Here is a 20,878-nt window from a genome sequence, read left to right on the forward strand (position 1 = left end):
TATGGGATTTATCTCTGTACTAACGATGGCTCAGCGCTGGGTAGCAGAACGAGTCGAGCGCGGTGAAACAGTTATTGATGCTACTGCCGGGGGCGGCGTTGATACGTTGCAGCTTGCACAACTTGTTGGTCCTAAAGGGCGCGTGCTTGCTTTCGATATCCAGCAGGATGCGCTGGACAAAACTGCGGCACGCCTGAAGGCTTATGAAGAGCAGAATAAGCTGGCTCCAGTGCAGCTAATTAAGGACAGTCATTCCAAGATGAGCAGCTATGCGGCGGCACCGGTTGCTGCAATTATGTTTAATCTTGGCTACTTTCCAGGAGGAGACCACCAGATCATAACAGTGCCTCATTCAACCTTAAGCGCTCTTGAGCAAGGCGTTAGCCTGCTTCGGCCTGGCGGCATCCTGACCTGTGTGCTGTATCCTGGTCATGCAGGAGGCGAGACCGAGGCTGCTGCTGTAGAGCAATGGGCAGCACGACTGCCTCATGAGCTTGCGAATGTCGTTCTGTATCGTCAACCACAGCGACCTGCTGCGCCATATCTTATTGCAGTAGAGCGAAAAAACATCACACATCGCTGAAGCTAATCGTTATTTCTCTGTACATATCATCATGTCAACGATTTCTACAATGTATTAATTGCTTCAGTTTTTACGCCAGCCAACAAAAATCGATCTAACGCGAAAAGGAGAAACACGATGACTATTCAAAAAATCGAGCATGTCGGACTTATGGTAAAAGATATTGAGACATCCATTGCTTTTTATACTAATGTACTAGGGCTAAAGCATTTGCGCACGATGCCTCATTCCAACGGAATTATTACACTTGCATTTTTAGGTTATCCCCACTCCAACGAAACGGTGCTTGAGCTGATCCAAGGCTACAATGCTGATCTTCCAGCGGAAGGAAAAGTTCATCACCTCGCGTTCACCGTAAGCGATATCGACTCTGAATTTGAGCGCTTGAAGCAGCTGCCAAACGTTAAACTTCAGGATGATGCACTTACGATCCTGCCTGACGGCTCCAAATACTTTTTTTTCTACGGACCTGACGGAGAATTCCTGGAGCTGTTCCAGCCTGGCGAGATCAAGCCTTATCCACTGCAGTTTAAGCCTCAATTCAAGGAAAGAGTATGGGGCGGACGCGCGCTTGAGCAATTCGGCTTAACACCTCCAGAAGGCGCAATAGGTGAAGGCTGGATGATTAGTGATCATCCAAATGGCATTACGAAAATTGTTAATGGGGCGCTTGCCGGTACAGGTCTTGATGTACTGCGCGAGCAATTTGGAGCCGAATGGTTCGGTAAAAATGGTTTGTCCGGTAAAAGCCAGCGCTTCCCGCTTCTCATCAAGCTGCTTGATTGCAATGATGATCTATCGGTACAGGTACATCCTACGGATGATTATGATAAGCTACCAGCGGGCGAGCTCGGCAAAACAGAAATGTGGTATATCCTTTCTGCCAAGCCTGATGCGAAAATAATTTATGGCTTAAAAGAAAACGTGACGCGCGAGCAGCTTGCAGCAGCGATCGAAAGCGGCCAAGTTATGGATCAGCTTCAAGAGGTATCTGTCAAAGCGGGTGACGCCTTCTATATACCAGCAGGTACTGTCCATGCATTGTGCTCTGGCGTAGTTGTTGCCGAAATCCAACAAAACTCTGATACAACCTACCGTCTATATGACTATAATCGTCCTGGATTAGACGGCAAGCTGCGTGAGCTGCATATCGAGGATTCGCTTGCTGTTATCGCTTATGAAGGGGCAGGAGCTTCCTATGTTGATACGAGCGCCATGCAAGCAGGCGAATGGCTTACAATTGCAGAGTCTCCTTATTTCAAGGTACAAAAGGGCTTGATTGCTTCAGATGCCCAGCTTACAACGAGCAAGGACAGCTTCGAAATCATCGTTATCGCTGAGGGCGAAGGTAACATCACTTGGGGCGAGCATCACGAGCAGCCGGTACAAGCTGGACAATGCTTCCTGCTGCCAGCAACGCTTGGTGTTTACTCCCTTGAAGGAAAGCTGACTGTACTGCGCTCTACCGTTCCAGCAGCTGAATAATAGTTGATGGATCGAAATAGCACCTGAGCAGAGCAGGCCTATAGCTCCAATCGTATAACTATGTAGTTAGACAAAAAGGGGCCGAGCGACGAGCGTCATAAGACGCTTGAACGTTCGGCCCTTCTCCATCTTTTTTCTTATATCTATCGCTTCTTGCTAGCTATTCAGCTGCTCCTGCTTCGACAGATTAATACTGTACGGCTTGGCAGTTGGCTTCTGCTCACCTTGCTCCTGCACATACATCATCACAAGCAAAGACTCACCCTCAGCAATCAGCTCACCTGTCTGCAAATAATGAGGCATGTTAAACGGAACCTTCTCCATTACGATATGCTTCTGCAGCTCCCGTTCATTAAATTGATAGCTGGCAAATTTCTCGCCTGCAAGCTCTGGCTGCTCGGCAAGTGTTTTCATCCAGTGCGACCATTCTGATTTATCCAGCTCCATCTCCCACCATACTTTACGCGGCTTATAGCGATGGTTCAAATAATAGTCCAGCTTCATCAAGCCTTCAATAACTGGCAAGTCAAGCGTAACCCCCTCCTGCTTCTGAGCAACAGTCAGGTAGGACCATAACCGCGAGAACAAATCCTCAAGCTGATGACCGATCTTCTGCCAGCCTTGCGTTTCCCAGTAGTCGCCAAAGCTTTGGAAGAAGTCAAAGGGCGAGCTGAACACATGATCCACCAAATACAGCAATGTATGGTCCATGCGATGTGCGTTCCAATACTTCTCCAGTACATCCTCTACACGCTTAATGCGAACGATATCGCTAAACGGCATCAGATCATTGGCAAGCATTTCGTATGGAGCAGTATCCATATAGATATAGCCCCACTTTTCAGCGTCTCTGCGCAAGCCCGTTCCGCGCAGCATTTTCAAAAAGCCAAGCTGCAGCTCCTCTGGACGCAGCGCGAACACATCGTTAAATGTGCCGCGGAACGTATCATAGTTTTCAAGCGGCAGGCCGGCAATCAAGTCCAGATGCTGGTCAATTTTCAGAGAGTCCTTCACCTTCGTAACAGTACGTACAAGCTTCGACCAGTTTTGTCTGCGTTGTACCGCCAAATTCGTCGGATCATTCGTGGACTGAACCCCGATCTCAAAGCGGAAAATACCTGGAGGAGCGTTCTCCGCCAAATAATCAAGCACCTCTGGGCGCATAATATCAGCTGTAATTTCAAATTGAAACACACAGCCACGATGATTCTCAATTAAAAATTGGAACATCTCCAGGGCATAATCACGCTTAATATTAAACGTACGGTCTACGAACTTGATCAGCTTCGCTCCGTTATCAATCAAATAAATAATGTCCGCCTTCGTTCGTTCAATATCGAAGTAGCGCACCCCGACTTCAATACTTGATAAGCAAAACTGACAGCTGAACGGACAGCCACGGCTTGTCTCAAAATAGACGATGCGATTGCCCAGCTGAGACAAATCCTCCTCAAAACGATGCGGTGAAGGTAATGTATTAAGATCGAGCTTCGGTCGACCTGGATTAATACGAATTTCAGCACCTGCCTCTGTATGCTTGCGATAAGCTACGCCAAACACCATATGATACTTTTGTGTGGTCTCGATTTCAGTTAGCAAATGATCGAACGTTTCCTCCCCTTCACCCATAACGATGAAATCAACCTCAGGTAGACGTTCCATCCAATAATCCGTATCATAGCTCACTTCTGGTCCGCCAAGTACAATTTTAAGCTCAGGCTTAATTTTTTTCAGCATCTTGATCACAACAATCGTCTCTTCGATATTCCAGATATAGCAGGAGAAGCCGATTACATCGGGATTGCGGGAAAAAAGATCGGACACAATATTCATGGCAGGATCTTTAATGGTGTATTCAGCAATCTCCATATCAAATTTATGACCGCTGTACGCCTTCAGACAGCGAAGCGCCAGCGATGTATGAATAAATTTTGCGTTTAATGTAGATAACACGACCTTCATATTGGTACCTCTGCTTTCATCGTTCAATAGTTCACTTCTAGAAGCCTTAAACACTCATTCTACTATTGTAACGAATCTTCGTGCAAAAAAGAAGGGTTGTCCTTCTTCCAACAATAAAAGCCTAGATTTTGCCGAGGAACGACAAAATCTAGGCTTCTTATTTATAGTTATAATTGCTGTATAGCCGTAAAGGAGTGCGTTATTCTTCAGCTGCAGGATCAAAGCTGCGTGCTGCAAATTCGGCATCCATCATATAGAAGGCATTGCTATCTTGATCGATGCGTTTCAGCTTTGTAATAATGCCATCAAATAATGCTTCCTCTTCTACCTGCTCATCAATAAACCATTTGAGAAAATTAATTGTAGCATGTTCACGATCCGAAATGGCCAGATCAGATAGATCGTAGAAACGCTTCGTATTCGCAATCTCATGCTTATAACCTTGTTCAAATACGTCCACCATCGATATATACGTATTGTTAGGCTCACCAAGCGCTTGAATCGTAGCACGCTGACCACGATCATTCAAAAACTTATAAATCTTCATGCCATGGAATCGTTCTTCTTCAGCTTGCACCAAGAAAAAATTAGCGAATCCATCCAAATTTTCAGCTGAGCAGTAGGCTGCCATTGCCAGATACACATGAGCAGAATAAAACTCAAAATTCATTTGGTCATTAAGGGCTTTAGCTAAATGATCGTTCATAATCTGTGCACCTCGCTTTTCTTATTTGTAATTATTCTAACATAGAAATCACAATAAGAAAAGCATGAATCAGTAAAAAGCTTCCACTACCCTAATAATTAGCCCACAATTTTCTTTAAACGCTTATACAGCTTCTCTGGCGATGCTTCAATAATCGGCTGCGACTTAATCATGACAAAACATCCAGACTTGCAGGACTTGCACTGCTTGAGACAGCCTGTTTTCTTCTGCTTGATGTTGGGATATTTCTTCTTCATGCTTTTGTAGACAGGCTTTAGACCTTGCTCAAGGCTTCGCTTGCAATACTTAATCTTCATGTCGCACCTTCTCACTATCGGTTTATTCATCTATCTAGATGATAATGATTATCACCGATAAAGTCAATGTCATCAGAAACTGTACGATGAGGAGGCCATGAAAAAAAGCAGCAAGCATTGAAATCAATGCCTGCTGCTTTTTGAACGTCGCAATTAATATTAAAGCTTAACTACGTTTTCTGCTTGAGGACCACGGTTTCCTTCAACAACGTTGAATTCTACACGGTCGCCTTCGTCAAGAGATTTGAAGCCGTCGCCAACAATAGCGCTGAAATGTACGAATACATCGTTGCCGCCTTCAACTGAAATAAAACCAAAACCTTTTTCTGCGTTAAACCATTTTACGATACCTTGTTCCAAAGTAGTTACCACCTTAAATATATTTATTAAGTCCTTGTCTCTATAACAAAAAAGTCGCTTCGTGCAATTCGGCCTATTCGTTACTAAAAGCCTACATGCACTAAGCGACTAAGGTCTTAATATTGAATACATTGATTGTAGCACATGGAAACAAATAATACAACTACTATATTTTTTTCCAGCAGAAAACATTTAAACTACTGTTCATTCAGCAGTTCCTGTGCCTTTTTCAGCTGTGTATCATTGCGTGCCAGCAGCTCGCGAATATCCTCTACAAGCGCAGCCCCGACTTCGGTATTATAGACACCGTCAGCAGTTAGCCCTTTGTCTCGTTCGTACTGCTTCAGTGCCTGCTCTGTCTGCTCGTCGAACAGGCCCTCCTCTGAAGGAGTGTAGCCAAGCACTTTCAAATACTGCTCAAGCAGCTTAACATCATCGCCATAGCTGCCTCGCTTCAATTCGGCACCTGCTGAAATCATTGTAAACTTAGAGTACTCTGGAAGCTCGACGAGATGCGTTGGTTCTACGCCAACCTCATGAATCCCGTTGCCGCTTGGTGTTTTCCATTCTGCTTCCGTCAGGACAAGTACAGAGCCTTCACGGAATGCTTCATAGGTTTGCACGACTCCTTTACCGTAGGACGTAACACCGACGACAGAGGCACCTGCTGACTCCTTCAATGCAGCTGAGAGTACTTCACTTGCACTTGCAGAATATTCATTAATCAGCACGACAATTGGAAGCTCGAACGGTTCCTTTTGTTGCGACACAAAGCTGACAACACGGCTTTCATTTTTATAGACGACATCAAGAATTTTTTTATCCTTAGGAATGAGCAAATTCGCAATTCGGATTGTTTCATCTAACAGGCCACCAGGATTAGAGCGTAGATCGAGAATGATCCCTTTCAGTTCCCCTTCACTTTGCAGTTGATCGAGTGCTTCTTGAAATTCCGTATCTGTTTCCTTTACAAAGCGTGAGATCGAGATTAGACCAATATCCCCTTCTAATCGCTCACTCTGCACACTATAGACTGGAATTTCTGCACGTTCAATTTCAAATTCGATGATCTGTTCTGTTCCTGCTCGCTTCACGCCAATCACAACGCGAGTGCCTTTCTCGCCTCGCACCTTGCTAAGCAGCTCATTCATAGAAAGGCCGCTGACGGACTGTTGATCAACGGTAACAATCTCATCATCTGGCTTGAGACCGGCCTGCTCAGCTGGCATATCCTTGACAAGCGAAGAGATAAAGTAACGGTCATTAACGACCTTAATCTCCGCACCAATTCCATAAAAATTGCTTTGATAGGAATCTACATATTGCTCACCCTGCTCGTCGGGCAAAAACTGCGAGTACTGATCACCTAATGATTCAACCATTCCAACAATCGCACCATTGATCAATTCCTCTTGTTTGGCTCCATATAAATACTTATCATTGATACGATTATACGTTGCCTGAAGCAGCTCAAAGCCCTCGGCGTCCATTATCGAATTATTTCTCTTCGTCCACAGCTGGCCTCCGAAAAAGCCTGCTGCCAAGGCGATTATCGTAATAAGCGCTATGTACGGTTTTGAACGTTGACTTTTTTGTTCCATTGGTTCCATTGATGATTCTCCTTGTTTGTCGATAATATGTTACAATCAAACGTAAATAGATTTTAGATGGCTGAAGGGAGTTTCTACATACATGAGCTACAAACTAATTGCAATCGACGTAGACGATACACTGCTTAACGATGACATCATCGTAACTGAAGCTACAAAAACAGCACTTAAGCGTGCGATTGAAGCTGGTGTGACCGTTACCTTGGCAACTGGTCGCATGTTCGCTTCTGCTCAAAAAATTGCGAAGCAAATTGAACTCAATGTACCAATTATCACCTATCAAGGCGCGCTAGTCAAAACTCTGCTTGACGGGAAGGTGCTGTATGAGCGTAACGTTCCGGCAGATGCTGCGCGCAAGCTGCTTGCATACGCCAAAGAGCACAATCTTCATCTGCAGCTTTATGTCGATGATGTGCTGTATGGCACAGAGGACAACGCAAGAATCCAGGCGTATTCCAAGCTATCTAACATTCCGTACAAGATCGAGCCGAATTTCGAGCTGTTAATTGACAAGCCTAATCATAAAATGCTCATTATTGATGAGCCAGAGGTGCTTGACCATCATCTTGTTATTTTACAGCGTATGCTTGGCGATCAGCTTCATATTACAAAGTCTAAGGCACATTATCTTGAATTTATGCATAAGGAAGGTACAAAAGGACATGCGCTGCAGTTTATGGCAGAGCATATCGGCTGCACGATAGAAGAAACGATCGCAATTGGCGATGCGTGGAATGACCGGGAAATGGTTCAAGCAGCAGGACTTGGCGTGGCGATGGGCAATGCCGTACCGCAGCTAAAGGAGCTGGCAGACTATATTACGCTTAGCAACAATGAGGACGGCGTCGCGCACGTAATTGAGAAGTTTGTATTTCAGGAGAAATAGATGGCGCGAGTCTATTATATTAAAATAGAGGCAGGGCATGATATCACATCATGCCCTGTCTCTATTTTGAAACAAATGAATGATAAACTACAACGAATCCCGTTCAACCTCTTGCTCGGAATCACACATTTCAATGAATTCAACGCCCTTAAATATGGATTATCTCCATATTACCGATTATATGTGGGAAACTAACAATCTCTTAACTCGTTAACAGCTGCGGAATGCTGAGCACCCTTAATGGTCGAGCTAGTCGATAAGCAAGAAGCCCTCCAAACGCAACAATCCCAAGTGTCAGGCTAAGTATAAAGCTCCACGATAGCGATATGATCGGGCTTTCCATCGCAAGCAGCAACGAACTGGAAATGACCACGCTTGTTGCAATGCCAGTCAGACTGGCAACTATACAAAACATGGACAATTGATGGACCAGCATACGCCTTACCTGTTTAAAGGTCATCCCTAAACTAAATAGAATGGCAAACTCCTTCCGCCTCTGGTTGACGAAGGCGTGCATCGTATAATAGATGCCAATTGCACTAACGAGCAACGTTACAGCTACAATCGCATATAGAAACATAAATCGCTGATGTACAAATTGCTCCATCTCATGTAATGCGAGCTGCTTATCTCCAAAACGTATACTTGTGTAAAAGGAAGCATATGCCTGAAGCTCCTCATAGATAGACGCTCGCTGTTCTTCCTCGATATCAATCAACAGCGTATTCCAAGCCCTTGCTCTACTGCCAACTGGAGATTCGGGATCAGCCCCCACAATCGAATGATCGGCATCCACATAGGCAACGGTTTTCAAACTCATGGAGCCTGGCAAATACCCATCTACAATTGCAGCTATTTGCAGATTACCGATTGGCTCATTCTTCCGCTCTGGATCAATGAGCGTGAGCTTATCCCCAACCGAAACTCCTACCTCCTTCGCATAATCCTTGGTTAGTATTACGCTTTGGGTTAAATCGTGCTGGATAGGTGGAATTAGTCCTTTATCGATCAACTGCTGTAGATTGCTCTTTTTATAATACAATTGATGATAACGCTCTTCCTCCGTCACCCCCTTAATATTGATAACAGTTGCCCAATCGTCTTGACTTACAGGAATGACGGATTGCACGCCTGGTATTCCAGCAATATCGGCTACAGCATTATCAGGAAGAGCGACCGTGATGCTGTTATTGTATAAATGAATATCCGCCACGAACTCTTCATTGACGATATTGATATTCGCTTTTTTCGCTGAATCAAAAATGGTATATCCAATAACAGGAACATTAATCGAAACGGATATCGCAAATATAATAAGCATATTTTGCTTGAAATAAAGCGCTAAATATTGCAGCGCAATAACCTTTTCCTTCTGCTTGCTGCGAAGCCCTCTTCTAATTCGCCAATCGAGCCAGCTATGAAAGCATGGCGGCAAAGCAAGCCATAACCCGCAGGCAAATAGCGCACCTGCAAGTGGAGAGAATATCTGCTTTTCGTTCAGCACCGCTATGATCACGACAACAATAGATATCGCCAGCATAAGCCCTGCTGTATATTGCAGCGACTTTGACACACCTCGTTCCTTATTCATAACGGCAGTGCGATACTCGATCGGCAGCTTGAAAAACCCACGTGCTAGCAATGGCAGCAAAACAATGAACAACATAGCTGCATACTTCATCATATCGATCAGCAGCAGCTTCCAGTAGAACGTATAGGAAGCATTGCCAAGTGAGAATAGACGTTCAAGCAGTCCTGATCCGAGCATACTAAGCGCCGCTGCAAGCGCTCCTCCAATTAGGCTGCCACATATTACAACCGCTGCAAGCTGATAAAGCACAATTGAAAAGAGCTGCTTTTTGGTTGCTCCATTCGCATGTAATATGGTTATTGGCCGGACTATGCTGTGAAGCATAAGACGAAAGTTGCTTAACACAATAGCTAGACTGGCAAGCAAGGTCGCTAGCGTCACAATCGAGGATATCCAGCGCATACTCTCTGCATTCCTTTTCGCAAGATCGCTATCTGTCACTAGCTGATAAGCGACTGGAGCCTGTATCGTTCGCTCGATGAGTCTGATTAGAGAAAGGGGCTCTACTCCATCTGCCAAGTCCAGCATTGCCCCGGAAACTAATCCATCATGTCCGCTGCTTCTCTGCAACGCTTCCAAATTCATATACACAAGATCAGGGAATGCTGTTACATTCACATCTGCAATAATTTCTTTTACCGTCCAATGCTTACGCGAAATATAATTCAAAGGCAGCTCAACACTAGCGCCTTGCTTCACATTCAGCCTGCTAGCAAGCGAGTCTGTAATGATCACCTCATCCTGCAATAAATCCTCGGTGAACCGATACCTTGCTTTGGCGAGCTCATCATTTTGCAGCCCGATTAGAAACAGCTCTTCTCCTTCAACTGGATTTATCAATACAAATGATGCCTGTTTGACATCCTTCAACTGAGTAATGTTTTCCTGATCGCTCGGATTAAAATAACGAACAGAGATCGTAGGTGGTGTAACAATGACATCAACTCCGCCAAAAACGTCAGCAAGCTGCTGCTTATAGGAGCTCTCCATATTGGCAAGCAATAGTGACATGGAAACCAAAAGTGCGATTGCAACGGCGACACTGGCAATGGAGGCAAGCATTCTTGAGCGATTGACAACCGATAACCGAAACGAAATCCCAAGCATTGACGTTCTCATCAGCTCGTCATCCCTTTCATGCTATAAAACTCCGTCACAATGATGTCGCGCCTCTGCTCAATTGAACAATTAGCATCTAGCTTGAGCTGCTCATACATAAAACCGTCATGCATAAACAACACACGCTCGCCGTATGCCGCCATCAGCGGGTCATGGGTAACCATTACAATGGTTTGCTTAGCGCAGGTTTGGATATCAATCAGCAGCTCAAGCATTGCTCTGGATGTCTTGTAATCAAGATTGCCTGTAGGTTCATCTGCAAGCAGTATGGCGGGCTGCTTGATTAACGCTCTCGCCAACGCCACACGCTGCTGCTGACCTCCTGACAGCTCGTACGTTTTAAAGCTGCCGCGCTGCTCCAACCCAACTTTTTTAAGCATTTGCTCCGTTTTCTCCTCAATAACTGCAGCGCTTTCTCCATCCAAAATAAGTGGTATCGCTACGTTCTCTCTAACTGTCATCGCTTCAATCAAGTTAAAATCCTGAAAAACCACACCAACTTCCCTTCGGCGATATTCAGACAGCTGGTGACCATGCTTTGCATCAAAATGCACCTTGTTACCACGTACAAAAAGCGCTCCTGAAGATGGAGCAATCATCCCACCAATTATATTAAGCAGCGTTGTTTTGCCTGAGCCGCTTGTGCCCATAACCACTACAAATTCCCCATCTTCAATCTCCAGCGTGCATTTCTGCAGCGCTACAAGCTTGTTAGATCCTTGCTTGTACCATTTTCCTATCTGTTCCAGCTTCAATATGATGTTTCGACTCATTGAACTCAACCCTCGCTCCCCTATAATGAACGAACTATAGATCCGTATGACGACAAACCTAATCCTATAAATCTACACTACATTGCTGCATAAAAAGTGTTTTTGTCATATTGGGTCGTTTTTTCGTCGGAAGTGACTTTATTATTTCCTTCTTGAAATGTACTTTTGATGCTTTGCTCCCCCATAAGAGCAATAGACTGCAAATAAACCATAACAAAAAAGCTGTTTCCAGCTTCGCCTAAGCGAATACTAGTAACAGCTTCTTGATTATTGCTTATACACTTTATCCTTATCTCAATGCTCGTTTTTCACCTTCTTCACGGCGATAGTAGAGCTTTTGCTTGCTTCACTTTCGACATGCAGACGAGATACTGCCGTAACAACATACGTATAGGTTTCACCGGGAACAGCGGTATGATCAATAAATAATTGCATGTTCTCCTTTGTTGCTGCCACGGTAGCCACCATATGCTCAGTTGTCGTTGTACTTGGCGCCTGCTTGCCCGATGCTCTATAAATAACGTAATAGCGCGGCTTCTCGCCCTTGTTATCTGCCTTCCACTTTAACTGCACACCGCTGCTTACATTTTTCGTTTGAGCTAAGGTTGGGGTTCTAGGCGCTTCGCCACCAAGCCATGGCATTACAGGAATCAGTGACGGCTTCACATATGTTTCCTTGATGCCGTCAAGTGCTCCCAGCGGATTAGCCAGGAAGTGATTAGAGCTGAACAGGATGCTTCCATGCACGCCATTGTCCTGTGCATAACGAAGCTGTGCAGGCAGTTGATCCTCATGCTCCCAGCCAGATGTACCTACTTTATACGTGGCATGACCAACGTACAGATGAACATCATGCGTATCCGCATACTGCTCAACCTCGTTTTTCCACCAATCAACCAGCACCTCATAAGCAGCTGCTCTTAAACCAAACTGCCAGTAAATTTGTGGTGCAATGTAATCGACCCAACCGTTTTGAATCCATTTTCTCATATCCGCATACACAGCAGAGTAGCTCTCAAGGCCGGTTGTATCTGAGCCTGTAGGATCTGAGCCAGTTGCTGCACTGTTCTTGTTTTTCCAAATCCCAAATGGACTAATGCCGAATTTCACATAAGACTTCTCTTCCTTAATAGTCTCATACAGTCCAGAGACAACCTGATTGACATTTTCACGGCGCCAGTCGCCTAGAGACAGCTGCCCGCCTGCTGCAATGTAAGCATTGTACTGCGCCCCATCAGCAAACTCCTCGCCGCCTACAGGGTAAGGATAGAAATAGTCATCCATATGAATGCCATCAACATCATAGTTTTGAACAATTTCTGCTACAGCTTCTGATATATAATCACGAACCTCTGGAATGGCAGGGTTGAAATAAAGCTTGCCTCCATAAGGAACCGTCCAGCCCTGATTAACGCGAGCTGGGTGACCTTCAGCCAGTGCATCAACATTCGTATGCATCGCTACCCGGAATGGATTAATCCACGCATGGAACTCCATATTGCGCTTATGCGCTTCCTCAATCATAAAAGCTAGCGGATCATAGCCATCCGAAGGCGCTACGCCCTGTTTGCCTGTCAGCCAATGCGACCAAGGGAAATATTCGGATGGAAAGAAGGAGTCCGCTGTAGGCCGAACCTGTGTAAATATCGCATTAATTCCTGCTGCTTGCAGATCGTCCAGCAGCTTTACAAAATCCGCACGCTGCGATGCTGGATCTGTATCTCCTTTAGCTGGCCAGTCAATATTTTCAACGGTCGATACCCAAGCGCCGCGCAGCTCGTATTTCGGTGAGCTGATGGCATTCGTAACGATAAGCTGCTGACTAACGCGCTGACCGTTGACATCTGCGTATACGGTTGTTACGCCTGGAGCAAGGCCATAAATCTCGCCTGTCTCGGCATCAATGGATGCAATATCCGGGTTTTGAACTGAGAAGGTGACTCCTTCCGTAATCGGTTTTTCACCTTCTATGCGGTACGTGCCATAGACTTTTGCCGTTATCGGCTCGCCATCCACATAGGCGGAGAAAACATCCTTTATCGCAATCGAACGAAGCTCGCCTGGTTGTACCTGCAGATCCAGACTGCTCGTTAATGTTCCATACGCCTCTGTTGTGTACGAGCCAGATATTGTGACTTCACCGTAGCTTACACCACGAATTGCGCTGCCATTAACGCTCGCGATTGCTTCGTCACTTGAAGTAAACTCAGTCAGCGCCGTTACATCAACAAGCTCGTTGCCGTTATATACAGCGAATGCTTGTACTGCTACTTCCTCCGTAGGAACGAGCGAAGCAGGTCCAGTAACGATTAGCTGTTCGGGCACAGCTGCATGCTCGCTAACTGACAGCTGATAGCTTGCTGCTCTTCCGTTATATACTGCAGTTATCGTCGTCGATCCTAATGCTTTAGCTTCGATAACACCGTCTGCTGAAATCTCTGCAACCTCAGGCATGGAGCTGCTTAATGCTGCCTGATTCAATGCTATCGTTGTTGGTTGTTTATCGCCATTTTTTGTAGCCAACAGCTTTGGAGTAAGAGTTTCCCCAACCTGCATAGAGCGAATATCAGAAAGCTCTAGCTCTGCAAGTTGAGAATTACCGTACAATAACGTTATATGATCGATATAAATCGTTCCCTGTGTTTTTGCGCTTGTTTCTACCAGATAGATTCTGCGCAGCTTGATCGGACCTTCGATTGCAGCTGGTATATTCGCGCTCACATATTGCCAACCGTCGATTACTGTTGACGTAGTTGTAAAATCGATCGGGGTTTCCTTCCCATCCTTATCTAGCAAATGACCTCTAATCCAGTACTTAAAGCCTTGACCATGCACCCAAAAACCAATTTTAGAGGGTGAGCCTTCAAGCGTACGGCCATTCGTTGAACCATCAGCATCCTTGAACCAGATGTAAGCCGCTGATGTTCCAGTTGTATTCGTAAAATCATATTCCAATTTCGCTGAGGAAAGTCCATGCATAACAGGCGCTGGCTTATCTGCTTGCGTCAATGCGATACGATCTGCCGCTGCACTCTGCGTTGCATATACATCTCCAGTCGTTCCAAAATCCTCGAAATCTTCAAAAACTACACTTGTTACCACATTTTCTTCTGCTGCACTTGCGATTGGTAATGAAAAACTTGCCATAACTAGTAAACAACTTAAACATACCAGTATCACTCGTTTTACTTGCATTTCATGTGTTCTCCTTTATGTAGTATTAGGTTAAATATTTTGAAATAAAATTTCACAATGAAAATAAATTGTAAAAATTTTATTTAACCCACCAATAGAGTAAATGCAAGTGTATTCATTTGTAAACAATTTTTTTACCAATTTTTGATTTATGATTATAAAGTAACAAGTTTTGTATAGTCTTCATGTACTACGTTAATAATTCTCACACAAAATAAAAAAACATCTCCAAAAAACGATTTGTCATTCGACAAAATCCTCATTGAAGATGTTTTATGTCATAATAAGTCACACGTTATTGAAAAATCTACACGATAAATCATCATGATCCTTTTTGTGCATGACTTTTACATTCACGATTCGGACAGCTAGCAAAATTTCCAATAAAGTCAAGACGATGATCCAGTACCTTGAATCCAAACTCTGCTTCTAAACGCTGTTCTAATTCAAGAAGCCAGTCGTCTTTAATTTCTTCAAGCGCACCACATGTATGACAGATCAAATGATGGTGCATATGTTCATGGTCCTGACCACGCAGATCAAAACGAGCAACACCATCACCAAAATTCATTTTTGCAACAATTTGCAGCTCAGCGAGCAGCTCGAGCGTACGATATACGGTAGCTAACCCGATTTCGGGGAACTTTTCCTTTACAAGCATGTAGACATCTTCCGCGCTGAGATGATCCTCTTCATTTTCGAGCAGCACCCGAACGATGATTTCACGCTGCGTCGTCAGCTTATATCCGCTTTCCATCAAGCTGTGCTTTATTTTTTCAATCTCAGCTTGTATATTCATCATTTCGCCTCCTCAGCCATACAAGGCAAGCTTATTCTAAACATTTCTCATTTTAGAATGATTCTAAAATAATGGTATGCTATTTTGCCCAATAAAGCAACAACAAAAAAAGGGATGTCAGAAAATATTTGAATCTGTTCGACTCATTTCTTCTGATTATCCCTTACATTTCACTAATTCGCTATAAATCCGCCAATACTTGATACCATATTCCTCGTTTGGAATACAGCTGCTCCCTCACATAATCCCATCCCCCAAGATAGGAGATGTCGAATAAACCATCTGGCTCTATGAATTGCCCCTTAATAGCTGCGGCTACAGTTTCATTGACTGGGCGGAAGCCATGCTTAACGAAAACGCGCTGACCTTCTTCTGATAGGAGAAACTGATAAAAGGCTTCAACGACCTCTCGATTGCCATGCTGATCAATATGCTTGTCAACTAAGGCGATCGGATTTTCAATAAGAATCGTATGCTCGGGGATGACAATATCGTAGTCAACACCTTTTGCAATTCTTGCAAGCAGCTCATTTTCATAGGTGACGATTACGTCGCCAACTCCATATTCAAATGCAGCCATCGATGCTCGCCCGCTTTTATCAAGCGATTCGACATTGGCGTGAATTTGCTTAACATAGTTTTTCGCATAATCAGCATTGGGGCTGCCGAACAACGTCTCAGACTGCTTTAATCCAGCACCGTAGATTGCATTGATATCCCACTGCGCGCCCCCGGAGGTTTTTGGATTCGGGTATAACACCTTTACGCCTTCTCTTGCCAGGTCATCCCAATCCTCGATCTGAAGCGGATTGCCTGTACGTGTTCCAAGCACAACAATGGAGCTCGTAACCATACCTTGATACCCTTGACTGCGCCAATCATGCGTAATCAGACCTGCCGCTTCAAGCAAATCAATATCGCCTTCCATTGCCAATATTGCAATATCGGCCTCAAAGCCACCTATAATTGCGCGTGCCTGTGTACCGGATGCTTCATACGACTCCTGTACTTTAATACGCTGGCCTGTTGCTTCCAGCCATTGCTGCTCAAACATCGGCAGCAGCTCCTGCAGCGCATCCTTTGCAACAGAATAAGCGCCGACCACTAAGGTAACATCGCCCGTAGCCGGTGTTGTTTCTTGTACTGACGCCCCATTGCCGCTGCAGCCTGCAACAAGTAATAAACATATGACTAACAGCGAATATTTCAATGCTCTTGCTTTCATAGATATCGTCACGTTATCTCCACACCTTTTGCGCATAATCACTAGATATAAATAGGCAGCGGATCGACCTTAAGCGGATTTTCCATTATCCAGCTCTTTTCATCATTGAACAAATACGCACGATGAACGAGCACTTTTACCTGCTCGCCAGGGTGGAGCACTTCCTTCTCAAGGGAGCGGTACGTAATAAGTTTCTGTCCATCAATGTCAAGCTCGACCATCCATTCGCTGCCGCGAAAGTGCAAATGCTTCACTATAGCATCCATCGTAGCAGATGCCAGTACAATTTCGCCTGACTTGCCTACCTCAATATATTCTGGACGGATTAGCGCTTTAATACCTTCAGACTTCGCAACATCTTCGTAGCCTTTTAAGCTTTGTATATTTTCAATCAACGAGGACTCGCCGATGAAACTAGCGACAAATGGCGTTTCTGGATTTTTGTAAATATCCCACGGCGTCCCTTTTTGCTCCAGCTTGCCTTTGCTAATAATCATAATTTCATCTGCAACCTCAATTGCCTCTTCCTGGTCATGTGTAACGAAGATTGACGTAATGCCCAGCTCGCTAATCATATCCTTCAGCCATGTGCGAAGCTCAGTGCGGATCTTCGCATCAATCGCTGCGAACGGTTCATCGAGCAGCAGCAGCTGTGGTTCAGGAGCGAGCGCTCTCGCAAACGCTACACGTTGACGCTGACCACCTGACAGCTGATGCGGATACCGATGCTCGAAGCCCTTCAATCCTGTTAGCTCAACCAAGTACTGCACCCGTTCCTTAATGAATGATTTGTTTTGCTTTTTCACTTTAAGTCCGAAGGCAATATTGTCGAACACCGTCATATGCTTGAACAACGCATAGTTTTGAAATACAAAGCCTATGCCGCGCTCTTGTGGAGGCAGGTCATTTACACGTTTGCCATGAAAGTAAATATCGCCAGAGGTCGGCGTTTCGAGTCCTGCAAGCATGCGCAAAATCGATGTTTTACCACCACCACTTGGTCCCAGGAAGCCAATCAGCTTACCCTTTTCAATTTCAAAGCTGACATCCTGTACCGCATGGAAGCTGCCAAATTCTTTATTCAGATTCTTCACTTCGATATGCATAGGCTAATGCACTTCCTTTCTCTTTTTCGTCCACTCCATTAGAAGCAGAAGCATAATAGAAAATGCTGCAAGCACCAAGGCAATACCATTGGCAGCCACAACATTAAAATTCTCTACATCCTGATATACCAAGGTTGTTGCTGTTTGCGTCTTGTTAATGATATTGCCGGATACAACGAGCACCGCTCCAAATTCACCCAGCGAGCGTGCTACAGTAAGCACAACGCCGTACATCACGGCAAATCGGATATTCGGCCATGTCACTTTCCAAAACGTATACCATGAATAGGCGCCAAGCGTTGTGGCAGCCTGCTCTTGCTGATCACCAATTTCCTGCAAAACAGGCATAACCTCGCGCACCATAATTGGGAAGGTTACAAACAAGGTAGCAAGCACCATCCCTGGCAGCGCATATACGATCTGAACGCCAACATTGCCCAGCAGGGTGCCAAGCACTGTATTAGGTCCAAGCAGCAATACGATCATCAAGCCTCCAATAACAGGAGAAACCGCAAATGGCAAATCGACGATGCTATTGCTTAATCGCTTCATAAGCGGAGACAGCCAAGTTGCGCGTACAAGATAAATGGATAGCATCACGCCAAACAGCGTATTAAGTACAGTTACAATGACAACAATAAGTCCTGTCATTTTAAGGGCATGCAAGGATTGCGTTCGCAGCAGAGCATCGAAAAAGCCAGTAAAGCCGTCGGCCCATGCTCCTGTAAAAATTTTGTATAGCGGCAAAAACAGCAGCAATCCTACTACGATATAAGTTAATGTGATCCAAAGTCTTCTCATCATGCCTGACCCCCACGATTAAGCTTGTGTATAAACCAAAGAATCAGGAACGATATGGTCAGCAGCAATACCGATACTGCAGCCGCTCCATGAGGGTTGTTGCTTTCAATTTCTCCAAAAATATAAACAGATGCAACAAGTGTTTTTCCGGGAATATTGCCGGCGATTAAAACGACCGCTCCAAATTCAGCTATCGCCCGAGAAAATGCCAGCATCGCACCGCTTAGTATGCCTGGCAGCATTGTCGGCAATATAATTCTGAAAAAGGTGTGAGCCTTGGAAGAACCAAGCGTATATGCTGCTTCTTCCTCTGATTGGTCTAACTCCTCAAGCAGCGGCTGAAGTCCGCGAATAACAAATGGAAAGGTCACAAATACCATCGCTATGACAATTGCCGGCTCATGAAACACAATATCGATGCCAAACCAGTCATAAAACATGCTGCTTGGTCCAACGAGCAGCAATATGATAAAACCAGCAACTGCGGTTGGCAGTGCAAATGGCAAATCAATTACACTATTAATAATACTTTTGCCAGGGAACTCGTATCGTACAAGCACCCAGCCGATCATCGTGCCGATTGCGATATTGATGAGCGTTGCAATCGCTGCAAGCTTGAGCGTCAATAGTACAGCCTTCCAAGCTAGCGGATCCGATAAGTTTTCTATAAAGCTAGCGACCCCTGCAGAGAGAGATTGTGTGTAAATCCCGATAATGGGTATAATAATCAGTCCAATAAAGTAAATGAAGACGATCGTACGAAAGCTATAGCTCCATTTTGGGCTACGAAAAAGTGAGTTCAATGTGCTCTGCCTCCATGAATATAATTAATCCCACTTGAATACTAGGTATTTACAATGTATCACTCCCACCTAATGGAAGTCAATGTATTTTTCAATAGGTTTTTATTATTTGTGCATGTTGCCCGGACAGAAAAAGCAGCAGAGATGTCTCTGCCGCTTTTTCTTCTTATTGCGCCGCTATTACTTGATATATACACTGCCAAACGGTAAAAGCTCGCGCAGCAGTCGCTTAAACCAGCCCTCATCGGTAAGCTTGTTCTCAAGCTGCCGGTCGCGAGAGCCTGTCTGAACAAGCACTGGTCCTGTTCCCCGAAGCTCCCACTGCACATTCATATGCTGACTAGCGAGGGAATTCCCGTACACAGCCAAACGAATGGAGGCGTCCTCCGGGTAAGCGACAAGCGCGCTCGTATCAACGAACAACGGGGTAACCGGATCAAGCTGCATGGTTGCAATATCGCCAACAGATATAACTCCCAGCTTGCCTGGGCCCGAAAATTTGATGCGAATGAGCTCTTTCGTAATCCACGCCGTTTTCAGCTTCAATATTTTGCTTTGATAGTGTATCCCTTCTGTAAAAAAGACCACATGTCGAAAATCAAACAGTAAATTGCTATCCTCAGGGATATCAAGGGTTTCCAATGAAAAACCGGCCGGCAAGCCAAGCATAAACGATGCAGGACCTTGCAGACGGGAGCGTATCCATTTCTTCTTGCGGTATACACCACCAAGCCCCATTAGCTTGTCCTCACGTCCAAGCGGCGAGCCTTGATAAGCCATAATCGCTTTCGCATGCAGCACATGAAGCGTTTCTTCCGCTTCAAGCTGAATGCGTACATGTCCAATCGGCGGGGGAGCGCTTATGTTCATGGCAGCTGTACTTCCCGCGTTCGTACCTGTCTGCGCCATACCGCAAACCGCCAAATGCGAACGGAAAGCGCATATAGAAACACCAATGCAATAATCGATCCAGCCGCAATCAATAGCTTATGATAAAGAGACTTGCGAGCTTGCTCCATTTGCTCCATTTTAAGTAATAAATTTTGATTTTCAGCAAGCAGCATTTCGGTTTTCTCCCGATATTGCTCGTTTTGCTGGCGATAATACTCATTGCTTTCATTCAAAGCATCCTGACGATTCATGAGCTCTTCAGCCTGCTTGCGCGATTGCTCCAGCTGCTCCTGTTGCGTGGCAATTTGATTTTCCATCGCCTGCTTGGCCGCATTGTATTCCATCTGTATTTCTTCAATTTTATCTGGAATATTATAAATATCTTTCGCTCGATCAAAAAAGCCCGCTTCCGCCGTTTCAGTCGTTGTCAAGGTTATCATTAGAATAATAGCTGCAATAAAGCCAACCTTCAGCATGATTTTCATTGCACTCACCTGCTTTATAATCTAGTAGTTTTCATATGCAACTATTATCTATTCTATCATAATTTTGTCATTAATTGTCGGATTTTTATGCGAATGCTAGATAATTTGTTTACAAAACGAGTTTGTACGCTTGACTAAACCCGAGCTCATTTGCCGTACATTACACGCTTATAGCAAAAAA

General features: G+C 44.8%; 18 protein-coding genes and 1 pseudogene. 4 read left to right on the plus strand and 15 right to left on the minus strand.

The genetic code is table 11. The features are described from left to right. Position 1: 1 nt before the first annotated feature. From ACFP56_RS03775 to ACFP56_RS03785, 3 genes and pseudogenes are all read left to right on the plus strand, one after another. The gene (locus tag ACFP56_RS03775) at positions 2-583 is read left to right on the plus strand and encodes a tRNA (mnm(5)s(2)U34)-methyltransferase (RefSeq protein WP_379231271.1); all 582 of its coding nucleotides are present in this window, start codon (positions 2-4) and stop codon (positions 581-583) included. 117 nt (positions 584-700) lie between these two features. Continuing rightward, positions 701-1,063, plus strand: a pseudogene (locus ACFP56_RS03780) (VOC family protein); the annotation flags it as partial. A 9-nt stretch (positions 1,064-1,072) separates the two neighbouring features. Continuing rightward, positions 1,073-2,068: a type I phosphomannose isomerase catalytic subunit gene (locus ACFP56_RS03785; RefSeq protein ID WP_449290043.1), complete on the plus strand. Its 996-nt coding sequence runs from the start codon at positions 1,073-1,075 to the stop codon at positions 2,066-2,068. Between the two features lie 156 nt (positions 2,069-2,224). Here ACFP56_RS03785 and ACFP56_RS03790 read toward each other — a convergent pair whose 3' ends face one another. The 5 genes from ACFP56_RS03790 to ACFP56_RS03810 form a co-directional block, all read right to left on the minus strand. After that, positions 2,225-4,030 carry a B12-binding domain-containing radical SAM protein gene (locus tag ACFP56_RS03790; protein WP_379231273.1) on the minus strand — a complete coding sequence of 602 codons (1,806 nt, stop codon included), beginning with the start codon at positions 4,028-4,030 and terminating at the stop codon, positions 2,225-2,227. Positions 4,031-4,229: 199 nt separating this feature from the next. Continuing rightward, positions 4,230-4,736: a ferritin gene (locus ACFP56_RS03795; RefSeq protein WP_379231275.1), complete on the minus strand. Its 507-nt coding sequence runs from the start codon at positions 4,734-4,736 to the stop codon at positions 4,230-4,232. Between the two features lie 98 nt (positions 4,737-4,834). After that, on the minus strand, positions 4,835-5,053 hold the full coding sequence (locus tag ACFP56_RS03800) for a DUF1450 domain-containing protein (protein ID WP_379231277.1): 219 nt from the start codon (positions 5,051-5,053) through the stop codon (positions 4,835-4,837). A 159-nt stretch (positions 5,054-5,212) separates the two neighbouring features. Beyond that, positions 5,213-5,413: a cold-shock protein gene (locus tag ACFP56_RS03805; protein ID WP_379231279.1), complete on the minus strand. Its 201-nt coding sequence runs from the start codon at positions 5,411-5,413 to the stop codon at positions 5,213-5,215. A 197-nt stretch (positions 5,414-5,610) separates the two neighbouring features. Next, a complete protein-coding gene (locus ACFP56_RS03810; protein WP_379231281.1) occupies positions 5,611-7,023 on the minus strand; it encodes a S41 family peptidase in 1,413 nt (470 codons plus the stop codon). An 82-nt stretch (positions 7,024-7,105) separates the two neighbouring features. Between ACFP56_RS03810 and ACFP56_RS03815 the strand changes: the two genes are divergently transcribed. Beyond that, positions 7,106-7,909, plus strand: a complete 804-nt coding sequence (locus tag ACFP56_RS03815; RefSeq protein WP_379231283.1) for a Cof-type HAD-IIB family hydrolase — start codon at positions 7,106-7,108, stop codon at positions 7,907-7,909. A gap of 202 nt (positions 7,910-8,111) precedes the next feature. Here ACFP56_RS03815 and ACFP56_RS03820 read toward each other — a convergent pair whose 3' ends face one another. From ACFP56_RS03820 to ACFP56_RS03865, 10 genes are all read right to left on the minus strand, one after another. Then, complete coding sequence (locus ACFP56_RS03820; protein ID WP_379231285.1) at positions 8,112-10,619, minus strand: ABC transporter permease; 2,508 nt, start codon at positions 10,617-10,619, stop codon at positions 8,112-8,114. After that, the gene (locus ACFP56_RS03825) at positions 10,619-11,392 is read right to left on the minus strand and encodes an ABC transporter ATP-binding protein (protein WP_379231287.1); all 774 of its coding nucleotides are present in this window, start codon (positions 11,390-11,392) and stop codon (positions 10,619-10,621) included. The genes ACFP56_RS03820 and ACFP56_RS03825 overlap by 1 nt, the downstream gene beginning before the upstream one ends. A 294-nt stretch (positions 11,393-11,686) precedes the next feature. Then, complete coding sequence (locus ACFP56_RS03830; RefSeq protein WP_379231290.1) at positions 11,687-14,587, minus strand: glycoside hydrolase family 10 protein; 2,901 nt, start codon at positions 14,585-14,587, stop codon at positions 11,687-11,689. A gap of 322 nt (positions 14,588-14,909) precedes the next feature. Beyond that, a complete protein-coding gene (gene fur, locus ACFP56_RS03835) occupies positions 14,910-15,389 on the minus strand; it encodes a ferric iron uptake transcriptional regulator (protein ID WP_379231292.1) in 480 nt (159 codons plus the stop codon). Between the two features lie 178 nt (positions 15,390-15,567). After that, positions 15,568-16,611 (minus strand): sulfate ABC transporter substrate-binding protein, encoded by a 1,044-nt coding sequence (locus ACFP56_RS03840; protein WP_379231776.1) that lies wholly within the window; start codon positions 16,609-16,611, stop codon positions 15,568-15,570. 41 nt (positions 16,612-16,652) lie between these two features. Next, the gene (locus tag ACFP56_RS03845) at positions 16,653-17,717 is read right to left on the minus strand and encodes a sulfate/molybdate ABC transporter ATP-binding protein (protein WP_379231295.1); all 1,065 of its coding nucleotides are present in this window, start codon (positions 17,715-17,717) and stop codon (positions 16,653-16,655) included. Between the two features lie 3 nt (positions 17,718-17,720). Then, a complete protein-coding gene (locus ACFP56_RS03850; RefSeq protein WP_379231778.1) occupies positions 17,721-18,518 on the minus strand; it encodes a sulfate ABC transporter permease subunit in 798 nt (265 codons plus the stop codon). Continuing rightward, complete coding sequence (gene cysT, locus ACFP56_RS03855) at positions 18,518-19,321, minus strand: sulfate ABC transporter permease subunit CysT (RefSeq protein ID WP_379231297.1); 804 nt, start codon at positions 19,319-19,321, stop codon at positions 18,518-18,520. The genes ACFP56_RS03850 and cysT overlap by 1 nt, the downstream gene beginning before the upstream one ends. A 180-nt stretch (positions 19,322-19,501) precedes the next feature. After that, complete coding sequence (locus ACFP56_RS03860) at positions 19,502-20,230, minus strand: AIM24 family protein (protein ID WP_379231299.1); 729 nt, start codon at positions 20,228-20,230, stop codon at positions 19,502-19,504. Next, complete coding sequence (locus tag ACFP56_RS03865; RefSeq protein WP_379231301.1) at positions 20,188-20,697, minus strand: hypothetical protein; 510 nt, start codon at positions 20,695-20,697, stop codon at positions 20,188-20,190. The genes ACFP56_RS03860 and ACFP56_RS03865 overlap by 43 nt, the downstream gene beginning before the upstream one ends. Between the last annotated feature and the right edge of the window lie 181 nt (positions 20,698-20,878).

The organism is Paenibacillus septentrionalis, assembly GCF_042659865.1.
Taxonomy (GTDB): Bacteria; Bacillota; Bacilli; order Paenibacillales; family Paenibacillaceae; genus Pristimantibacillus; species Pristimantibacillus septentrionalis.